Origin of the sequence: Rhizobium sp. ARZ01 (assembly GCF_014851675.1) — a bacterium.
In the GTDB taxonomy this organism is placed as follows: Bacteria; Pseudomonadota; Alphaproteobacteria; order Rhizobiales; family Rhizobiaceae; genus Mycoplana.
In genome coordinates, this window is sequence record NZ_JACVAE010000001.1 from 2,172,160 (window position 1) to 2,192,509 (window position 20,350).

General features: G+C 62.3%; 18 protein-coding genes. 13 read left to right on the forward strand and 5 right to left on the reverse strand.

From position 1 onward, the window contains the following. Positions 1 to 24: 24 nt before the first annotated feature. On the reverse strand, positions 25 to 918 hold the full coding sequence (locus tag IB238_RS10415; RefSeq protein WP_192245935.1) for an N-acetylmuramic acid 6-phosphate etherase: 894 nt from the start codon (positions 916 to 918) through the stop codon (positions 25 to 27). A 198-nt stretch (positions 919 to 1,116) separates the two neighbouring features. Between IB238_RS10415 and IB238_RS10420 the strand changes: the two genes are divergently transcribed. The 12 genes from IB238_RS10420 to IB238_RS10475 all read left to right on the forward strand — a co-directional run bounded on the left by IB238_RS10420 (position 1,117) and on the right by IB238_RS10475 (position 14,485). After that, on the forward strand, positions 1,117 to 2,007 hold the full coding sequence (locus IB238_RS10420) for an N-acetylglucosamine kinase (protein ID WP_192245940.1): 891 nt from the start codon (positions 1,117 to 1,119) through the stop codon (positions 2,005 to 2,007). Continuing rightward, on the forward strand, positions 2,004 to 2,768 hold the full coding sequence (locus IB238_RS10425) for a GntR family transcriptional regulator (protein ID WP_192245943.1): 765 nt from the start codon (positions 2,004 to 2,006) through the stop codon (positions 2,766 to 2,768). Before IB238_RS10420 ends, IB238_RS10425 begins: the two co-directional genes overlap by 4 nt. Before the next feature lie 29 nt (positions 2,769 to 2,797). Continuing rightward, a complete protein-coding gene (locus IB238_RS10430; protein WP_192245946.1) occupies positions 2,798 to 3,820 on the forward strand; it encodes an SIS domain-containing protein in 1,023 nt (340 codons plus the stop codon). After that, positions 3,817 to 4,983, forward strand: coding sequence for an N-acetylglucosamine-6-phosphate deacetylase (gene nagA, locus IB238_RS10435; RefSeq protein ID WP_192245948.1), 1,167 nt, complete (start codon positions 3,817 to 3,819; stop codon positions 4,981 to 4,983). The genes IB238_RS10430 and nagA overlap by 4 nt, the downstream gene beginning before the upstream one ends. Positions 4,984 to 5,174: 191 nt before the next feature. Continuing rightward, positions 5,175 to 6,227: a dipeptidase gene (locus tag IB238_RS10440; RefSeq protein WP_192245950.1), complete on the forward strand. Its 1,053-nt coding sequence runs from the start codon at positions 5,175 to 5,177 to the stop codon at positions 6,225 to 6,227. Positions 6,228 to 6,272: 45 nt separating this feature from the next. After that, positions 6,273 to 7,913 (forward strand): ABC transporter substrate-binding protein, encoded by a 1,641-nt coding sequence (locus tag IB238_RS10445; protein ID WP_192247654.1) that lies wholly within the window; start codon positions 6,273 to 6,275, stop codon positions 7,911 to 7,913. Between the two features lie 15 nt (positions 7,914 to 7,928). Further along, on the forward strand, positions 7,929 to 8,996 hold the full coding sequence (locus IB238_RS10450; protein ID WP_192245952.1) for an ABC transporter permease: 1,068 nt from the start codon (positions 7,929 to 7,931) through the stop codon (positions 8,994 to 8,996). Beyond that, positions 8,993 to 9,922, forward strand: coding sequence for a nickel transporter permease (gene nikC, locus IB238_RS10455; RefSeq protein WP_192245954.1), 930 nt, complete (start codon positions 8,993 to 8,995; stop codon positions 9,920 to 9,922). The genes IB238_RS10450 and nikC overlap by 4 nt, the downstream gene beginning before the upstream one ends. Further along, entirely contained in the window at positions 9,919 to 10,752 is an 834-nt protein-coding gene (locus IB238_RS10460) for an ABC transporter ATP-binding protein (RefSeq protein ID WP_192245956.1), read from the forward strand. The genes nikC and IB238_RS10460 overlap by 4 nt, the downstream gene beginning before the upstream one ends. Beyond that, a complete protein-coding gene (locus IB238_RS10465; protein ID WP_192245958.1) occupies positions 10,749 to 11,507 on the forward strand; it encodes an ABC transporter ATP-binding protein in 759 nt (252 codons plus the stop codon). Before IB238_RS10460 ends, IB238_RS10465 begins: the two co-directional genes overlap by 4 nt. A 254-nt stretch (positions 11,508 to 11,761) precedes the next feature. After that, positions 11,762 to 12,040, forward strand: coding sequence for a hypothetical protein (locus IB238_RS10470; protein WP_192245960.1), 279 nt, complete (start codon positions 11,762 to 11,764; stop codon positions 12,038 to 12,040). 219 nt (positions 12,041 to 12,259) lie between these two features. Then, positions 12,260 to 14,485, forward strand: a complete 2,226-nt coding sequence (locus IB238_RS10475) for an EAL domain-containing protein (protein ID WP_192245963.1) — start codon at positions 12,260 to 12,262, stop codon at positions 14,483 to 14,485. Between the two features lie 143 nt (positions 14,486 to 14,628). Here IB238_RS10475 and IB238_RS10480 read toward each other — a convergent pair whose 3' ends face one another. The 3 genes from IB238_RS10480 to IB238_RS10490 form a co-directional block, all read right to left on the reverse strand. Further along, positions 14,629 to 16,848, reverse strand: a complete 2,220-nt coding sequence (locus IB238_RS10480) for a HAMP domain-containing methyl-accepting chemotaxis protein (protein ID WP_192245967.1) — start codon at positions 16,846 to 16,848, stop codon at positions 14,629 to 14,631. 176 nt (positions 16,849 to 17,024) lie between these two features. Continuing rightward, positions 17,025 to 17,525: a heme-degrading domain-containing protein gene (locus IB238_RS10485; protein WP_192245969.1), complete on the reverse strand. Its 501-nt coding sequence runs from the start codon at positions 17,523 to 17,525 to the stop codon at positions 17,025 to 17,027. Positions 17,526 to 17,618: 93 nt separating this feature from the next. Continuing rightward, the gene (locus tag IB238_RS10490) at positions 17,619 to 18,581 is read right to left on the reverse strand and encodes a formylglycine-generating enzyme family protein (RefSeq protein ID WP_192245972.1); all 963 of its coding nucleotides are present in this window, start codon (positions 18,579 to 18,581) and stop codon (positions 17,619 to 17,621) included. 199 nt (positions 18,582 to 18,780) lie between these two features. Between IB238_RS10490 and IB238_RS10495 the strand changes: the two genes are divergently transcribed. Then, positions 18,781 to 19,557: an SDR family oxidoreductase gene (locus tag IB238_RS10495; protein ID WP_192245974.1), complete on the forward strand. Its 777-nt coding sequence runs from the start codon at positions 18,781 to 18,783 to the stop codon at positions 19,555 to 19,557. A gap of 12 nt (positions 19,558 to 19,569) precedes the next feature. On the opposite strand, the gene IB238_RS10500 is transcribed toward IB238_RS10495, so the two are convergent. After that, a complete protein-coding gene (locus tag IB238_RS10500) occupies positions 19,570 to 20,124 on the reverse strand; it encodes a threonine transporter (protein WP_192245975.1) in 555 nt (184 codons plus the stop codon). Positions 20,125 to 20,350: the final 226 nt, after the last annotated feature.

Below are 20,350 nucleotides of genomic sequence, written 5' to 3' on the forward strand. Positions count from 1 at the left end.
GTGCGCACGGTGGCGCGGTTCCCGTTATCGTAGACTTTTCAGGGCACGCCGTAGGCTTTGCCCGGAATTGTCAAGTGTGGCCTTTGCCGCGGACGCATCCGCGGCACCGGCTGCGATCAAAACCGCCGCCTTGACCGAGCCGTCGGATTGCTCGAGCAGCCGCTCCGCCTCGTCCAAGTCGACACCCGAAATGCCGGCAACGATGCGGCTGGCGCGCCCTCTGAGTTTAATATTGTCCGCCTTGAGATTGACCATGTAGCCGTCATGCACATGGCCAAGCTGAATACCGACAAGCGTTGACAGCATATTGAAGGCAATCTTCTGCGCTGTGCCCGCACCCATGCGGGTGGAGCCGGCGATCACCTCAGGCGGCGTCTGCAGCAGGATCGAAATGTCGGCATAGGCAAAAAGCGGGGCGCCCGGATTGTTGGCGAGCGCGATCACCTGGGCTTCGCGCTCGCGGGCGTAGTCGGCAATAGCGATGGCATAGGGCGTCGAGCCGCTGGCGGTCACGCAGATCACGCAGTCGCCCTTGCCGATCCCGGCCATTTCCGCATCGGAAACCGCAAGCGCTTCGTCGTCCTCGTAGCCACCTGCGAGATCCTCAAGGCTTGCCGCCCCGCCGGCAAGCAAGATCACGATGCGGTCACGGGCGATGCCGTAGGTTCCGGGAAGTTCGAGCGCGTCCGCCATGGCCATGAGGCCGGAACTGCCGGCGCCGACATAGATCAGCCGACCACCAGAGCGCAGCGCATCGGTCGCAAGTTTCGCCGCCTCGGCAATATCGGGAATGGCCGCATCAACGACAGCCGCGGCGGCCTGCTGGGCGGACGACAGGACCGCTAGCACCTCGACAGGACTGCGTTCGTCCAGCCCTTCGGCCTGCTCATGCCTGGCTTCGGTTCTGCCTGCTGCCATTGATTGTTCTCCCTTGGGGCAAATTAATGCCAAAAAAATACCAATTGTCTATAGGAAATTAACTTTTGACGACAGAAAAGTCGCGCTACACAAATTTGTCTATCAATTTCAATAAATTGACATTTCAAATCGGACAACAGTGAGTTTCCCCCTTGGTTAATGGTATTTTTTTGGTATTGTCTTTCCCGGAGGTTCCCCATGGCAGACTTCATCATCGGCATAGATGGCGGCGGCACAAGCTGCCGCGCAGCGGTCGCGGACCCGCAAGGCAGCATCCTGGGTCGGGGAAAGAGCGGCGCCGCCAATATCCTGACTGATCCGAACAACGCCATAAACAGCATCACGGAAGCTGCCGAGACGGCTTTCCACAATGCTGGCATTCCCAAGGAAGCAGTCGCAAGCGCATCCGCCTTTCTCGGCCTGGCCGGAACCAATGTCGGCAACCTCACCCAGTATGTGCGCGAACGCCTGCCCTTCCGTCACACCGACATCGACTCCGATGGCCTCATTGCGCTGCAGGGCGCAATCGGCGATGCGGAAGGCTCGGTGGCAATCCTCGGCACCGGCACCATCTTCATGGCCCGCAAGGCCGGCATGATCCATTATATCGGCGGCTGGGGGTTCATGATCGGCGATCTCGGCGGTGGCGCGCGGCTCGGCCACGCGCTCCTGCAGGAGGCGCTGCTTGCGCATGACGGCATCCACCCGCGCTCCGCCGTCACGGACGCCGTTCTCACCGAATTCAAGAACGACCCGACCGCCATGGTCGAATTCGCCCGCCTCTCCAAGCCCGGGGATTTTGGCCGTTATGCGCCACTGGTCTTCCAATATGCCGAACAGAACGATCCGGGCGCGCTGGCATTGATTGAAACGGCGGCCAAGTCGGTCAACGAGGCACTCGACGCCATCACAAAGATCGGTGGCCCTGAGCGGTTGTGCCTGCTCGGCGGACTGGCGCCGCTTTACCCGGCCTGGCTCGAGCCGCGGCACAGGGCGATCCTCGTCGAACCGCAGGCCGATGCGCTGACAGGTGCGGTAGCGCTCGCCGCCAACAGGTACCGCGATCGGACCGGAGGTGCGACTGCATGACCGGCCTTCTCGCCTCCATCCTGTCGCCGGAGCGCCTGCAGGCCGGCGGTTCCGGCCCGCTGTACCTCAAGCTCCGCCAGACGCTGGAAGAGGCGATCAACTCCGGCAAGCTCAATCACGGCGACGCACTGCCGCCGGAGCGCGATCTGGCCGACTATGCCAACATCAGCCGGGTGACGGTGCGCAAGGCCGTCGACGATCTCGTCAAGGACGGCCTGCTCGTGCGCCGGCACGGCTCGGGCACCTTCGTCGTCAAGCCAGTCTCCAAGGTGCAGCAATCGCTGTCGCGCCTTACGTCGTTTACCGAGGATATGGCACGCCGCGGTCTTACGACACGCGCGCAGTGGCTCGATCGCGGCCTGTTCCACCCTTCGCCCGACGAGATGATGATCCTCGGGCTTCCCGCCGATGCGCTCGTCGCCCGGCTTGGGCGTCTGCGCATCGCCGACGACATGCCGCTCGCGATCGAGCGCGCCTGCATTTCGTCCGAGTTCCTGCCCGATCCTGCGCAGGTGACCGGCTCGCTCTACGCTGCTCTCGACCAGCGCGGCTTTCGTCCAGTACGTGCCGTTCAGCGCATTTCAGCCTACAATATCAAGGAACCGGACGCGGCATTGCTTGGCGTGACCGCTGGGGTGGCAGGACTGTCGATCGAACGCGTTTCCTATCTTGCCTCGGGCAAGGTGGTCGAATTCACCCGCTCGCTCTACCGCGGCGATGCCTACGATTTCGTGGCGGAGTTGACGCTCCCGGACGCCTAAGCCTCCGCCCTCTAAAGAAAGACCAGATCATGCAGACCAATATGCGCCGTGAGATCAACGAGATTCCCGAAGCCGCCGCCCGTGTGCTGGAACGCCAGGCGGACGCGATTGCCGCTGCGGGGAAGGCGTTGAAGGCAGCCGATCCGCGCTTCTTTGTCACCGTCGCCCGCGGCTCCTCCGATCACGCTGCCCTGTTCCTGAAATATGCGATCGAACTGACCGCCGGCCGGCCGGTCGCATCCCTCGGCCCGTCGCTCGCCTCTATCTACAGTGCGAAACTGAAACTCGACGGTGCGGCTGCCATCGCCATTTCCCAGTCCGGAAAGAGCCCGGACATCGTCGCCATGGCCAAGTCCACGACCGACGCCGGCGCGATCTCGATTGCGCTGACCAACACTATCCCCTCACCACTTTCCGAAGCCTGCAGCCATCCGCTCGACATTTGCGCCGGCCCGGAACTGAGCGTGGCGGCAACGAAGTCCTACGTGAACTCGATTGTCGCCGGGCTCGCCATCCTCGCCGAATGGACCGGGGATGCGGCGCTCAAAAACGCGGTACAGGCACTGCCCGAACATCTCGGCAAGGCTATCACGCTCGACTGGAGCGAGTTAATCTCCGACCTCGCCGAGGCCAAGTCGCTTTACGTCCTCGGCCGCGGCCCTGGGCTTGCAATCGCCAGCGAGGCGGCACTCAAATTCAAGGAGACTTCGGGACTGCACGCCGAAGCCTATTCATCCGCCGAGGTGCTGCACGGCCCCGTCGCCCTGGTCGGGCCGACCTTCCCTGTCATCGCGCTCGCTGCGCGTGATGCTGCCGAACAGTCCGTAACCGGCATGGCCGATGGCCTTGCCGACAAGGGCGCCTACGCTTGCGTGACCTCGGCGGGCGCGAAATCGGCCAAGAAGCTGCCCTTCATTTCCACCGGCCACCCGACCACCGATGCGCTGGCGCTGATCGTGCCCTTCTATGGCTTCGTCGAAGCCTGGTCGCGCGCTCGCGGCCTCGACCCTGACAAGCCTGTCAATCTCAAGAAAGTGACGGAGACGAGATGAGCGCGCAAACGGCAATCACCGGGGCCCGGATTTTCGACGGCGATCTCTGGCATGACGATCGCGTTCTTCTGATCGAAGACGGTAAAGTGGCCGGCATCGTCGACAACGACGAGATCCCCGCAACTGCGGTGCGCACGAGCATGGACGGCTGCCGCATCGTACCCGGCTTCGTCGACCTGCAGGTCAACGGTGGCGGCGGCGTTCTCTTGAACGAACAGCCGGATGTCGACGGCATCCGCACGGTCTGCGCCGCGCACGCCCGCTTCGGCACCACGGCCCTTCTGCCGACGCTGATCACCGACACACGCGAGATAGCCATCCGCACGATTGCCGCCGGCGTTGCGGCACGTGAAGCCAATGTGCCGGGCTTCCTCGGCCTGCATCTCGAGGGCCCGCACCTTTCAATCGCCCGAAAAGGCGCGCACGATCCAAAGCTTATTCGTCCGATGGAGGCCGACGATCTGGCACGCACCATCGAGGCGCGCGGCAGGCTGGAGGCGCTGCTGATGACCGTCGCGCCCGAGAACGTGAACAACGAGCAGATCGCCACCCTGGCAGACGCCGGGGTCACGGTCAGCCTCGGACATTCCGACAGCACCTATGCCACCGTCAACGCCGCCGTCGCCGCAGGGGCGCGGATGATGACGCACCTCTTTAACGCCATGAGCCCGCTCGGCCACCGCGAGCCCGGTATGGTCGGCGGCGCGCTTGATCTCGGCCATATCAACGCCGGACTTATTGCCGACGGTTTCCATGTCGATGCCATCTCCATCGGCGTGGCGATGCGCGCCAAGAAGGGACCGGGACGCATCTTCCTCGTCACCGACGCGATGTCTCCCATCGGCACCGACATGACGAGCTTTACGCTCAACGGCCGCAAGATCTACCGGAAGGACGGGCGCCTGACGCTCGCGGACGGAACGCTTGCAGGCGCCGATATCGACATGATCTCCTGCGTCCGCTTCATGCATGAGCAAGTCGGCCTGGAACTTGAGGAGGCGCTGCGTATGGCCTCCCTCTATCCGGCGGAAGCTATTGGAATGACCGGTCGCAAGGGACGGCTAACGCACGGACATGACGCGGATTTCACCGTCCTTGACGACAGCCTCGACATTCGTGCGACCTACATCGGCGGAAAAGCTGCATTCGTCGGCCAGTCCTGAATCATCCCCTTAGATTTCATGGTTTAACCCCTTGCAGGGAACCGGTTTTCAGTTTTAGGATCAGCCCTTCGCATATCCCGACAGGGATCTTCCCCGGATCGCTCCGCGGCGGCAGCCGGCTTTGACAAAGCCGCACCCTCCCCTTGCGTGACCTCGGGCGGATATCCCTGCGTTCACAGACAGGTATCGGCATGCAACTTATCTTCGACGGGCACAATGATGTGCTGCTCCGACTGCTCAACAACATGCAGGGCGGGAGCGATCCCGTCGCAGAGTTCAGGGACGGCACCGACCAGGGTCACATTGACGGCCCGCGCGCCCGTGCCGGCGGCCTCGCTGGCGGCCTCTGCGCCATCTACATTTCCTCCGGCCATTTCGAGCTTCGCAAGCCCGAAGAGAACGGGCACTACGCCACCCCCCTCGAAGCACCACTGGAACGCCAGCCTTCGCTCGACATCGCGCTCGCCATGGCCGCAATCGCCTACAAGCTCGACCGCGCCGGCGCCTGGACCCTTTGCCGGACGACCGCCGATATTCGCGCCGCTATAGAGAAGGGCCAGTTTGCCGCCGTTCTGCACATGGAGGGCTGCGAGGCGATCGACAAGGATCTGGTCGCGCTTGAGACCTTCTATGCCGCCGGCCTGCGTTCGCTCGGCCCTGTCTGGAGCCGCAACAACATTTTTGGCCACGGCGTTCCTTTCGCCTATCCGATGTCGCCAGATACCGGCCCCGGCCTGACCGAGGCCGGCTTTGATTTGGTCCGAGCCTGCAATCGCCTCGGCATCCTGATCGATCTTTCGCACATCACCGAAAAAGGCTTCTGGGATGTGGCGAAGTCCTCGGACCAGCCGCTAATCGCCAGCCACTCGAATGCGCATGCGCTGACGCCGGTCGCCCGCAACCTGACGGACAAACAGATGGACGCGATCCGCGAGCGCCGCGGCCTTGTCGGCCTCAACTACGCGACGACCATGCTGCGCCCCGATGGTCAGGAAGGCGCGGACACGCCGCTCTCCGACATGGTTCGTCACGTCGACCACATGGTCGAGCGCATGGGCATCGATTGCGTGGCGCTGGGTTCTGACTTCGACGGCGCAACAATCCCCGCCGACATCCATGACGCCGCTGGGAACCAGAAGCTCGTTTCCGCGCTGACTGCCGCCGGATACGGCGCTGACGATCTTGCAAAGATATGCCGGGATAACTGGCTGAGAGTGCTTGGGCAGGCATGGCACGAAGCCTGACGGCCCGGTATTGAAACCTAAAGGAAAACAAGGGAACGGATCATGATGATGAAAATGTTCAATGGTCGCGCACGGATGCTCGCATCGAGCGCCGCGCTTTCGCTTCTGATGATGACGGCTCCGGCCGCATTTGCTGATACCCCGAAGGATACGCTCGTCGAAGCATTCGCCATCGACGACATCATCACCATGGATCCGGGCGAGGCTTTCGAGCTCTCGACGGCGGAAATGACCAGCAACACCTATGATCTGCTCGTCCGCCTCGATCCGACCGACACCTCCAAGGTCAAGGGCGACCTCGCCGAGAGCTGGACCGTCTCCGATGACGGTCTCACCTACACCTTCAAGCTCAAGTCCGGCCTGAAGTTCGCTTCCGGCAACCCGATCACCGCCGAAGACGTAGCGTTCTCGTTCGAGCGCGCGGTCAAGCTCGACAAGAGCCCGGCCTTCATCCTCACCCAGTTCGGCCTCTCCGGCGACAATGTTACCGAAAAGGCCAAGGCCGCTGACGAAACCACCTTCGTCTTCACCGTCGACAAGCCCTATGCGCCGTCCTTCGTCCTGAACTGCCTGACGGCGACGGTTGCCTCCGTGCTCGACAAGAAGCTGGTCATGGAGAACGCCAAGCCGGTAACGCCGACCGACGAGTACAAGTACGACACCGACTTCGGCAACGAGTGGCTGAAGACCGGCTATGCCGGCTCGGGCGCCTTCAAGCTGCGCGAATGGCGCGCCAACGAACTGGTCGTCCTGGAGAAGAACGACAACTACCATGGCGAGCAGGCCAAGCTTGCGCGTGTCATCTACCGCCACATGAAGGAAAGCGCCGGCCAGCGCCTCGCGCTCGAAGCCGGTGACGTCGACGTTGCCCGCAACCTCGATCCGGGCGATCTCGATGCCATTGCCAAGAACGCCGACCTCGCCTCGACCAGCGCGCCGAAGGGCTCCATCTACTACATCAGCCTCAACCAGAAGAACGAGGCGCTCGCCAAGCCCGAAGTGCGTGAGGCCTTCAAGTACCTGGTCGACTACGATGCGATCGGCTCGACCCTGATCAAGGGCATCGGCGATATCCACCAGACCTTCCTGCCCAAGGGCGTTCTCGGTGCTCTCGACGAAAAGCCCTACACAAAGGACGTCGCCAAGGCGAAGGAACTGCTTGCAAAGGCCGGCTATCCGGACGGCTTCACCGTGACCATGGATGTGCGCAACACCCAGCCGGTCGCTGGTATCGCCGAGTCGATCCAGCAGACCCTCGCCGAAGCCGGCGTGAAGCTGGAAATCATCCCCGGCGACGGCAAGCAGACGCTTACGAAGTACCGCGCCCGCACCCACGACATTTACATCGGTGTGTGGGGCATGGACTACTTCGACCCGAACTCGAACGCCGAGACCTTCACCTCGAATACGGACAACTCGGACGAAGGCAAGAACAAGACGCTCGCCTGGCGCAACACATGGGACGTGCCGGAACTGACGAAGGAAACGCAGGCAGCACTCCTGGAGAAGGACAGCGCCAAGCGCGCGGACATGTACAAGGGGCTGCAGAAGGCCGTTCTCGAGACCAGCCCGTTCGTCGTCATCTTCCAGCAGACGGAAGTGGCCGCGACCAGGGCGAACCTGAAGGACTTCAAGCTGGGACCGAGCTTCGACACGAACTTCGTGTCGACCGTCTCCAAGGACTGATCGGGAAAAAGACCTTTGTCCGCTATTCCAACTCAAGCAGGGGCCGGGCGCGCAAGCGCCCGAGCCCGCTCGCTCGTCCTCGCCACGCTGCGTTTTCTCGTCATTGTGGTGACGACCTATCTCGGCCTTCTCGCCGTGACCTTCTTCATCGGCCGCGTCATCCCGATTGATCCCGTGCTCGCCATTCTCGGCGACCGCGCACCGCAGCACGTGGTCGACCGCGTGCGCGAAGAGATGGGCTTCAACCTGCCGCTCTACCAGCAGTTCTTCCTCTACGTGAAGGGCGCACTGCAGGGGGATTTCGGTACCTCCGTCCTGACCACCAATCCGGTGATGCAGGACATTCGACGGGTCTTTCCGGCGACGATCGAGCTTGCCACGCTAGGCACGCTCATCGGCGCCCTCTTCGGCATCCCGCTCGGCGTTCTCGCCGCCGTCAAGCGCGGCAGCCTTGCCGACCAGATCGTCCGCGTCATCGGCCTCATCGGCTATTCCGTGCCGATCTTCTGGCTGGCGCTGCTTTCGCTCGTACTCTTCTACGCCAAGCTTCAATGGGCCGCATTCCCCGGCCGCGTCGACGTTGTCTACGAATATTCCTTCACCCCGGTCACAGGCTTCTACCTGATCGATGCGACTATGCAGGGTGCCTGGGACGTGCTGTGGGACCTGATCCGCCACATCGCCTTGCCCGCTTGTCTCCTCGGCTACTTTGCGCTGGCCTATATCAGCCGCATGACACGCAGCTTCATGCTCAATGAACTGAGTCAGGAATACATCGTCGCCGCCCGCGCCAAGGGCCTTTCGGAAACCCGCATCATCTGGGGCCATGCCCTGCGCAACGCCGCCGTGCCGCTGATCACGGTTATCGCGCTTTCCTATGCCGGCCTTCTCGAAGGCTCGGTGCTGACGGAAACGGTATTCGCCTGGCCGGGTCTCGGCCTCTACATCACCAATTCGCTCCAGAACGCCGACATGAACGCGGTGCTTGGCGGAACGATCGTCATCGGCTCCGTCTTCATCGCCATCAACCTTCTGTCGGATCTGCTGTATCGGACACTTGACCCGAGGACGCGCACGCGATGAGCGACATCACATCCCAAGCTCCGCTTTCCTGGCGGGAATGGCTGATGACCGAACGGCCGGCGTCGCGCACGCAAGCCCGTCTCGGCCGCACCTACACCACCTGGCTGCGCTTCTGCGACAACAAGCTCGCACTCCTGGGCCTCGCGATCCTGGTGCTGCTGCTGCTGACGGCCGCGTTGGCCGACGTGTTGGCGCCGTATTCGCCATACATCGGCAATCTGAAGGATGAACGGCTCTTGGCGCCGAGCGCGCTGCACTGGTTCGGCACCGACGACCAGGGCCGCGATATCCTTTCGCGCGTGATCTACGGCTCGCGACTGACGCTGTTTGTCGTCATTCTCGTTGCCATCATCGCCGCACCCGTCGGCCTCCTGATCGGCACCGTGGCCGGCTATGCCGGCGGCTGGGTCGACGCCGTCTTGATGCGCATCACCGACATCTTCCTCGCCTTCCCGAAGCTGGTTCTTGCACTCGCCTTCGTCGCAGCCCTCGGTCCGGGTATCGAGAATGCGGTGCTCGCGATCGCCATCACATCGTGGCCGCCCTATGCGCGCATCGCGCGGGCCGAGACCATGACCTTCCGCAATGCCGACTACATCGCGGCGGTGAAGCTCATGGGGGCCTCGCCGATGCGGATCGTGCTGCGCCACATCATGCCGCTCTGCATGCCCTCGCTGATCGTGCGCGTCACGCTCGACATGGCCGGCATCATCCTGACCGCCGCCGGCCTCGGCTTCCTCGGCCTCGGCGCACAGCCGCCGCTGCCCGAATGGGGTGCCATGATCGCCTCCGGTCGCCGCTTCATCCTCGACCAGTGGTGGGTTGCCGCCGCTCCGGGTGCCGCAATCCTCATCGTGAGCCTCGGCTTCAACCTGCTCGGTGATGGCCTGCGCGACGCGCTTGATCCGAAGGAGGAAGGCCGGTGAAGCCCCTTCTCGACATCGAAGACCTGCGCGTCACCTTCCCCGGCCGCTCCGGCCCGATCCAGGCGGTGCGCGGCGTCTCCTTGAAGCTCGGCCGCGAACGGCTCGGCATTGTCGGCGAATCCGGTTCCGGCAAGTCGCAGACCGGCCGCGCCATCATGGGCCTGACGCCGCCGCAAGCGACGGTCGCAGCCAAGAAGATGATGTTCAACGACATCGACCTGCTGGCGGCCAGCCCCAGGCAGCGCCGGTCGCTGCGCGGCAAGCAGATGGCCATGATCTTGCAGGATCCGAAATATTCGCTGAACCCGGTGATGACCATCGGCCGGCAGATCATGGAAACGCTGAAGACGCACGAAAGCGTCTCGCGCGGAGAGGCCCGCGACCGCGCTCTCGCCATGCTGGAAGCCGTACAGATCCGCGATCCCAAGCGTGTTTTCGACCTACACCCGCACGAGGTTTCCGGCGGCATGGGTCAACGCGCCATGATCGCAATGATGCTCGTTGCCGGTCCCGAACTCCTGATCGCCGACGAGCCGACTTCAGCGCTCGACGTTACCGTGCAGCTCGAAGTGCTCGGCATCCTCGACCGGCTGGTTGCTGATCGCGGTATGGGCCTGCTGTTCGTCTCGCACGACCTGCGCCTCGTCTCGACCTTCTGCGACCGGGTGATCGTCATGTATGCGGGCAAGATCGTGGAAGAGCTCGCGAGTGCGGACCTTGCGAATGCACAGCATCCTTATACGCGCGGATTGCTGAACTCGTTGCCGCGTATCGGCAACGACCGACACCCCCTTCCCGTTCTCGATCGCAAACCGGAGTGGGCCCTATGACCGCGGCGCTCGAAGTCAAGGCGCTCAGCGTCGAATATCATGGCCACAGGGCGCTCAACAACGTCAGCGTCTCTGTTGTGCGCGGCGAATCCTTTGGCCTCGTCGGTGAATCTGGTTCTGGCAAGTCAACGTTGCTGCGCGCCGTTGCAGGACTGGCACCGGTCAGCGCCGGCACGATCGCGATCGATGGCAAGCAGCTGTCCAAGGACAAGCGCGATCGCGCCTTCTACCGCGAAGTCCAGATGGTCTTCCAGGACCCCTACGGCTCGCTGCATCCCCGCCAGACGATCGATCGCGCGCTGCTTGAGCCACTCGCCATTCACGGTTTCGATAACACCGAGAAGCGCATCGTTCGTGCGCTCGAGGAAGTCGGGCTCGGCAAGGGCTTCCGCTTCCGCTACCCGCACCAGCTTTCCGGCGGTCAGCGCCAGCGTGTGGCGATCGCCCGTGCTCTGATCGTCGAACCCTCGATCGTGCTCCTCGACGAGCCGACTTCGGCGCTCGACGCCTCGGTGCAGGCGGAAATCCTGAACCTGCTGGAACAGACCCGCAAGGACCGCAAGCTGACCTTCGTCATGGTCAGCCACGATCTCGCGGTCGTGAACCACATGTGCGAGCGCCTTGCGATCATGCAGGGCGGCCACGTTGTGGAGACGCTTCCCGCCTCCGCTCTTGCAAGCCACGCCTTCGAGGCGCCCTACACCAAGAAGCTCTTCGAGGCGAGCGAAGGCTTTCGACGCACGGGACCGGCATGATCCTCTCCCCCGGCACGCGCGCGGTTCGGGGGAGATTTTCGCGACATCATACAGCCGCGGGTAAGCGATGCGGCCATACGCTGAACGCCTCAGTTCCCCATTCGTGACCACAACTGACTTGACGCTGCATGCAGTGCCGAGCGCTGCGCATTTCTCTGAACGGTCAAGCTTGTTATGCTTCGATCAGTCGGGGCGGCATCGGTGCTATCGTAGATGGCCCATCCAGAATGGCGGCTTGAACGGGAGCGACGCGGATGAGAATTGCGTTTTTGCTTTTCGCCTTCACCTTGTGCCTAGCAGGCTGCTCACCAACGGCCGGCGGCGGGAGCTATCCGGAGCCGATTCCGGGGAGCATTACCTATGGCGGACAGCCGCGCACGAAACTCACCAAATCCCCCGTCGGCAGCTGGTTCAACCATCGCTTCTCCGATCAGTCTGGCAATCTGGTCCAGGAGACCTACGTCATTCAGACCGACCGGTCGCTGCTTCTAGTGAACCGTCTCGTCATCGTTGAGGACGCCCTGAGCGATTAATAACATCTGCAGGAAGTGCTCGCAGGCTCAGGGATAGAGTGCCTGGGTTCGGCTAATTTGTGATTGTGGGGAGCGACCGATACGAGAGTTGCCGCTTGCTTGCCTTCTGGTTTTTGCCACACCCTAAATCAGTTAATTCTTAAGCTGTTGCCGACACAATCAGGCGGCGCGTGTCCGACGGGAGACGCGCAAACAGACCGAGAAGACGCCTGGCGGATCATGAAACGTTTCGATGCAGTCCTGCGCAGTTCCATTGCCCTTCTCCGCACGAAGGGGCATTTCCTTCTGACCTTCGGTATTACCGCCGGCGTCGTCGTCGCTCTTGCGCTTGCCGACCAGCAAAATCGGCAGCTTCAGGAAGAATATTCCCGCTCATCCGTAACCCGCCAACTGTCCCTTCTTCGCGCCCGCCTCGAGGGAAATATCCAGGGGGACATCAAGCTGGTGCAAGGCCTTGTTGCCGCGTTGTCGACCGAGCCGGACATGGATCAGGACCGGTTCGCCGATCTCGCCCGACGCACCCTCTCCGGCGAATCCCGCATCCGCAACATCGCCGTTGCGCCGGATCTCGTTGTCTCACGGATCTATCCCGTAAAGGGCAACGAAAAATCGCTCGGCCTCGATTACCGGCGCAATCAGGCACAGAACGTGGCGGCCTTGCGCGCCCGTGACACCGAACGCATGGTGCTTACCGGACCGGTCAAGCTCGTTCAGGGCGGCCGTGGCCTTATTGCCCGTTACCCGATCTTTCGTGACAACACCGACAAGAAGCAACGGTTCTGGGGCATAGTTTCCGCCGTTGTCGATCTGGAAAAATTGATCCACAGCGCCGGCCTTCGGGCTGCGGATCTTCCGATCGACGTGGCGCTTGCGACCATCAGTCCAACAGGAAAACTTGCCGAGCCCTTCATGGGCCAGGCCGAAACCCTGGTCAACGATCCGGTCAGAATGACGATCAATCTCGGAAGCGGCGAACGGTGGGTGCTGGCGGCCGTCCCAAAAGCCGGCTGTGAGAAATCCCTGTGGCCCTTCCGCATCCGGCTATTTGGGCTTGGTATCGTTATTGTCGCACCGGTCCTTTGGTCTTGCTGCCTTATGCGGGAGCGGCAAAGGCATATTGTGGAGCTCGAAACGGCCCGGCGGGCGATGGAGCATAACTCGTTGCACGATACACTGACGGGGCTGGCGAACCGGCGCTACCTCGACCAGGTGCTGGAGCGTCTTGATCCGATTGAGGCACCGCTCACCATTCTTCACATCGACCTCGACCGCTTCAAAGAGATCAACGATACGCTCGGCCATGCAGCCGGCGACGAGATCCTCAGGCGCTCCGCCGATGTCTTGAGGGCGCAGATCGGCAACGGGGACCTTATCGCCCGGATCGGCGGCGACGAGTTCGTGATCGTTTCGACCGAAGATCGCGATTTGCGTGGTCACCTTTCGCTGGCAGAACAGATCGTGCGCGAAATGAGCCAGCCGATACTGCTCGACAATCATGAATGCCGCATTGGCGCAAGCGTCGGCGTCGCATCCCGTGCGTCGTCGGACGAAGCCACAAAGCAGCTGCTGATCAACGCCGATCTGGCGCTCTACGAAGCCAAGCGCAATGGCCGCAATCGCGTAGAGTACTTCAACGAGACATTGCGCCTGAACACGGTCCGGATAAAGCAGACCGGCGACGAAATCCTGCGGGCGCTCGAGCGTGGGGAATTCACGGCCTACTACCATCCGCAATTCGATGCCTCTACGTTCGAGATTACCGGGGTCGAGGCGCTGGCGCGCTGGAACCATCCTTCACGCGGCGTCCTTGCGCCTGACGCCTTTCTCTCGATTGCAGAAAACCTCAATGTCGTTGCCGCCATCGACGATACGGTCCTGCGTCACGCGATGCTGCAGTTCACACGCTGGTCGGCGAGCGATTTCGGCATTCCGAAGGTTTCCGTCAATGTCTCCGCCCAGCGCCTGCGCGACGAAACACTGCTTGACACCCTGCGGGGACTGGCGCCGCGGGCCGGTACGCTGTCGTTCGAGCTTTTGGAATCAATCTCCTTCGACACGGCCGATGACCAGTTGCGTCATACGATCGATAAGATACAAGCGCTCGGCATCGACATCGAGATTGACGACTTCGGCACCGGCTATGCCTCCATTGTCAGCCTTATGGACCTTTCGCCTCGGCGGCTGAAGATCGACCGCCGGCTGGTCATGCCGATCCTGGAATCCTACTCGCAGCAACGGCTGATCTCCTCCATTATCGACATCGGCCGACATCGCGGCATCGAAATTGTCGCCGAGGGCGCCGAAACGCTCATGCATGCGAAGCTGCTGCGCGATCTCGGCTGCCAGGTCCTGCAGGGCTTTGCCTTCGCCCGCCCCATGTCGGCCGACGACTTCATGACCTTCGTGCGTGACCGCCATTGGCTTGCCTTGCAGCAACGTGCGTGAGGCTGGCGATACCCCGCAGGTCGTCTGCCGGTGCGACATCTGCCACGGAAAAAACTGAAGGACGGCACTGCCGATCAGGCAGGCCGCCCTTCGATTGCCGGATGAACCGGGGCGCCCCGGGTGTCCCGGGACGCTTCACTTGATCAGAACTCTTGCCAATTGTCCGTTTCGACGAACCCGCCGTTGGCGACGCGCTTGGGGCTCGCCTGCGATTGCCACTGGGTTTGAACACTCGAACGGACCGGTGTTGCGGCCATCGATGCCGCCGCCTGTCGCAGCGCTGCCGACTGCACGGATGCGCCGAGATCAAAGCGACCGACGAGTTCGCGCAATCGGCCGGCTTCGGTCGCAAGCGTCGAGGCTGCGGCATTTGCTTCTTCGACCATGGCGGCGTTCTGCTGGGTCACCTGGTCCATCTGGTTGACGGCCGTATTGACCTCGGACAGGCCGACCGACTGCTCACGGGCGGAGGTAGCTATTGCATCCATGTGCTGGTTGATTTGTGCGACATAGTCGCCAATCGTGCGCAGCGCCAGACCCGTATCACGCACCAGCTTTACCCCGCCCTGAACTTCCGCGCTCGAGTTTCGGATCAGGTCCTTGATTTCCTTTGCAGCCTGGGCCGAGCGCTGGGCAAGTTCGCGCACTTCCTGAGCGACGACGGCAAAGCCCTTGCCCGCCTCGCCCGCCCGTGCGGCCTCGACGCCGGCGTTGAGCGCCAGCAGGTTGGTCTGGAAGGCGATCTCATCGATCACGCCGATGATGTTGGAGATCTGGTTCGAGGATTGCTCGATCCTCTCCATCGCCTCCACGGCGTTGTCGACCACCGCACCAGACTTCACTGCGCTGGTATTGGCCTGGATCGCGACCGCGCGCGCCTCGTCCGCACGCTTGGAGGAGTTCCCGACGTTGACGGTGATCTGGTCGAGGGCTGCGGCGGTTTCTTCGAGTGAGGCGGCCTGCTGCTCGGTTCGCTTGGAGAGATCGTCGGCGCTCTGGCTGATCTCGCGGCTGCCGCTGTCGATCGAGTGCGTCGACTGGGCGACTGCGGTCAGGGCGCCGCCGAGTTGGCGCACGGCCGCGTTCAGATCGTGGCGCAGTTGCTCGAAATCGGGAGCGAAAGGTTCGTTCAATTCGAAGGCAAGGTCACCGGCTGCGAGCTTGCGCAGGCCTATTGCAAGACCAGAGGTCGCCTCGTTCAGACGCTCTTGCGCAGCGGCTTCCGCTTCCTGCTGCAGGCGGATGCGTTCGGCTTCCACCTTCGCACGGTTGGCAGCAGCTTCTTCCTCCAGACGCTTGTTGGCGATCGCCGCCTGACGGAACACCTCGAGCGCATTGGCCATCTCACCGATCTCGTCGCGACGCCCGAGGCCCGTTACGGTGATGGTGGTATCGCCATTGGCAAGATCACGCATGGCGCCCGTCACCGTTATGATCGGTCGGGAGATCGAACGGCCGATGAGATAGACACAGGCGGCAAGTATGAGAACGGTGGCTACGAGCGCCGCGAGGGCAATCGTGATGTTGCGTGCAGCGACACGTGCATTCTCGGCCTCGTTTGTGGCCTTGAGCTTGTTGAATTCGGCAACGATTCCCTCGATGACCGGCTCGACGGAGGCATAGGCGTTAGAAGCCGCCTTACGGGTCTCCCCTTCCGTCAGCGTCAGGTCGGCATAGGCCTTGAAGGCGGATGCATAGGTTCCAAGTGCTCCCATGACATTGCGGTGAATTTCTGCAGAGCCAAAACGATCCGCAGGCAAACCTGCAAAGGCCTCGACCTCCTTTGCATGTTCGGCAACCAACTTCACGTCACGGCGAATGATGAAGTCTTTTTCATGTCGCCGAAGGTTCAGCAGTTTCGCGCGAACAGCGTCGTTTGATACCGACTTAAGCTGCTCTTCGATCTTGTGGACCGCCTTGCGCATCGCGCCTTCCAGCCCTTCATCCGGGGTGAGGCCAAGTGCCTTGTTCTTCTCGACGAGTCCATCGAAAGCGGCGATGTAGGCATCGTAGCCTTTCGTGATGGTGTCGAGTTTCGCGCGCGTCGAACTGTCGGCGAAGCTTGCGAGATCGGCGATCACCGCCCGGGCCTCGTCGGCCTGGGCCGCAAACTTATCTACCGAGCCCAGATCCTTGCGCAGCAGGAAGTCCTTCTCGTAGCGTCGACCTTCGAGGAAGTTGATGTTGAGCGAGGAGACGTCGTCCTGTGCACGCGACAATGTGTCGGTGACAGCGCGATACTCGCCGTCGACTTCACGCTGAAACAGGAAGATGCCGGAAATCATGGCGATTCCGACAAAGGCAACGACGGCAAGGAGGAAGATTCGGTGGGCGATTTTCAGTTGTGCGAAGAGGCGTGACATGAAAGGGCTCCGGGACGGGGAGAACACGACGTTCCGCTTCGCATCTATCCACTTGAGAACTTTCGTAAAATTTAATTCAAATATCCCTAATGTTGGTGATTACGCTACGTGAGGGCGCTATCCCGCCGAATAATGTGACCCCACGCCGATGCATTCGGCCCTCGCCGCCGTTTGAACTATTCCGGCAAGCGTGCGTCGCCGAGATCGACAGCTAAGAGGCGTGCCAGCCCATCGGCGACGATCGCGTGATCGATGCGTTGCGGCACGCCGGAAACTGTCACGGCGCCGACGCAGCCGAGCCCATCGATGAGAATCGGAAAGCCGCCGCCATGGGTGGCGAAGTCGGCGAGCGGCAGGTTGTGCGCCTCCTCCTGGACGCGGTGCGCATAGGCAAGCCTTCGTCCGACGAGATAGGAGGAATTCCAGAGGCGCAGGACCGTGTTGCGCTTGCGGCGGATCCATTCCGCATTATCCGTGGTCGTACCCTCGAGTGCGCAGTGGAACAGGATGCGGTCGCGCATCGAGATATCGATGGCGATGGCCGCACCACGCTCGACGGCGATGTCGCGCAGGATGCCCCCGAGCCTCCATGCCGTGTCGCCGTCAAAGCGGCTGAAACGCAGCAGTTCTTCTTGTCTCTCCAGCCGCGCGATATCGCTCTTGAGATCTTCCGTCATTGTCGCCTCCCCCTCAGCCCTCGGATCTAATGTTTGGGTACCCCGCCGCGATCTCTCGCACAAGATGCGCTAACGACCGGCATACTCCCGGGGTCACGGCCGCGTAATGCAGCGGAAACCGATGTGTGTCGTTGCGGCGTTCTCCTCGTGCGCGTGCCGTGCCGCCGGCCGATAGCGCCGGCAGTAGTTCGGCGCGCAGAGATGGGAACCGCCCTTGACCACGCGACGCGCGATCAGGATCTCCGGCATGCGGGGATCGCGGCTTCCTTCGATGTCAGCACCCCGCGGGTTTACAGGTACACAGCAGCTTTTTTGCGCCGGTTCCGTATGACGGGAGGACCAGTAATCACTCGTCCACTCCCACACATTGCCGATCATGTCGTAGAGGCCGTAGCCGTTCGACGGAAAGCTGCCGACCGGCGAGGTCCGATCGAAGCCGTCCGGCTTCAGGTTCTCGGTCGGAAACATCCCATGCCACGTGTTTGCCATGAATCGGCCGTCCGGCACCAGTTCCTCACCCCAGGCGAATTCCGTACCGTCCCGCCCACCTTTGGCGGCAAACTCCCATTCGGCTTCCGTCGGCAGGTCCCGGCCCGCCCAGTCCGCATATGCCATGGCATCCTCATAGGAGACTTGCACGACAGGATGGTCGTATTTGCCCCGGATGTTGCTCTGTCGACCATAGGGCCGGCGCCAGTCCGCACCGAACCTGAAATTCCACCACTGCGACGGGTCTGGCCCGGAAATTCGCTTCGGCGGATCGAAAACGACAGAGCCGGCCCTTAGCATAGGCGGCTGCGCACCGGGATAGTCATCAGCGTTCGACCGTCGCTCCGCCACCGTGACGTATCCCGTCGCCTCCACGAAGGCCATGAACTGCCGGTTCGTGACCGGCGTAACATCCATCCAGAAGCCGTCGACCCGAACGGGATGCGCGGGCGCCTCTTCAGGATAGTGATGGTCCGAACCCATCGTGAACGTCCCGCCCTCGATCCACACCTGACCGGACGGCTCTGCCACTCCCGCCTGACCCGACTGCTGAATCCGCTCGCTCATCGGCTCGCCTTCCACGTCATCGACGCCATGCCAGCGGCGCAGGCATGAACGCTACACCGGAAAAGCTACGTTCGTTCAATCCGGCCGGCAGATCAAGTGACTGACACGAAACAACGATGGCTCGGTCACGCCAATCGATGTAGTGGAGCGGTGTTGGATCGTGCATACCAAGGACGGGCGATCGATATGAGGCGGAGGATTGGCCATGGCAGCAGGCAAGGACGAAGCCAGGATTGCGCTCGTCACGGGAGGCGGCACCGGTATCGGCCGGGCGATTGCCGAGGCGTTGAGCGCGCAAAACTATGCCGTCGTTATCACTGGCCGGCGGCAGGCAGTCCTGGAGGCTGCGGCCACAGAAATGTCGACGAAGACGGGCGGCACAATCCGTGCGGCTCCCTGCGACATCGGCGATCCGCAGCAGGTCTCAAGTCTTTTCGAACACATCCGCACGGCGTTCGGCCGCCTCGACCTTCTGGTCAACAATGCCGGTTCGAATGTGCCGGCGATCCCGATGGAAGACCTTACCTTCGAGCAGTGGAACAGCGTTATCTCGGTGAACCTTACCGGCGCCTTCCTGTGCACCCAGCAGGCACTCAAGCTTATGAAAGCACAAACGCCGCGCGGCGGTCGGATCATAAACAACGGCTCGATATCGGCAACGACGCCACGGCCACATTCGGCGCCCTACACGGCAACCAAGCACGCAATCACCGGGCTGACGAAATCCACCGCACTCGACGGGCGCGCCTTTGACATCGCCTGCGGCCAGATCGACATCGGCAACGCGTCGACGGACATGACAGAACGGATGAGCACCGGCGTACTGCAGGCGAACGGCGAGATCGCCGCCGAACCGACCATCCCCGTCAAGCACATCGCCGACGCCGTACTCTACATGGCAAGCCTGCCGCTGGAAGCCAACGTGCTGACCATGACAGTCATGGCGACGAAGATGCCACTGGTCGGGCGTGGCTAGGCTCAGGACTTGTCAGGCCAGGGCGCTCGTCATTGCTGCGATTGAGAATCCGCCAAGCACGAAAGCTGCTCCCTTGTAGGAATGCCGCCGGATCGCGGCGGGCAGCATGGAGCCCAGCGCCACCCATCCAATACCCGCGAGCGTGGAAAGCAGGACGAAGGTCGCGACGTGCAGCGCGGTTTCCTCGGTCGTCGAATGCGGAATCAGCATGGTCCCGACGATCATCGCCTTGGGATTGAAGATCGTCGTCAGGAACACGCGCCCGAAAACGTCGGAGCCGACCGCCCCCCTCGCATCCGACTTCGCACTCCAAAGACGGATCGCCGATAGTGCGAGCCATCCGGAAGCGGCCACCTTCAGGGCGGGCATCGCCCACCAGACCCCGCTCACCAGCGTTGCAGTCCAGACGAAGAACGAGATCGCCAAAGCATAGCCCGCCGCCTCCGCGAGCGGCAGCAAACGGGATTGCCACAACCCGTTGGCCGCGCCAGAGGCGGCCAGAACGGTGTTAGTCGGCCCAGGCGTCAGCAGGATGATCGTGGAGGTCAGCAGAAACGGCGTCATCATATAGGCTAATGTAGTCCGGCGGCTCGGAATGGATTTTCGGCGGAGTTTCCTCAATCGTTGCCGGCAGCGCAAGTCCGCTATCCCTACGATGCGCGCTTCGGCCGCACACTGGCCGCGTCGTGGAGCGCAAAAAGGGCGCTCGACCCTTTCGGGGAGCGCCCTTATCCTGTCGGACGTCGGCGGCTCGGCAAACGCCGATACCACACGTATCCGTTTTTCAGGTAGG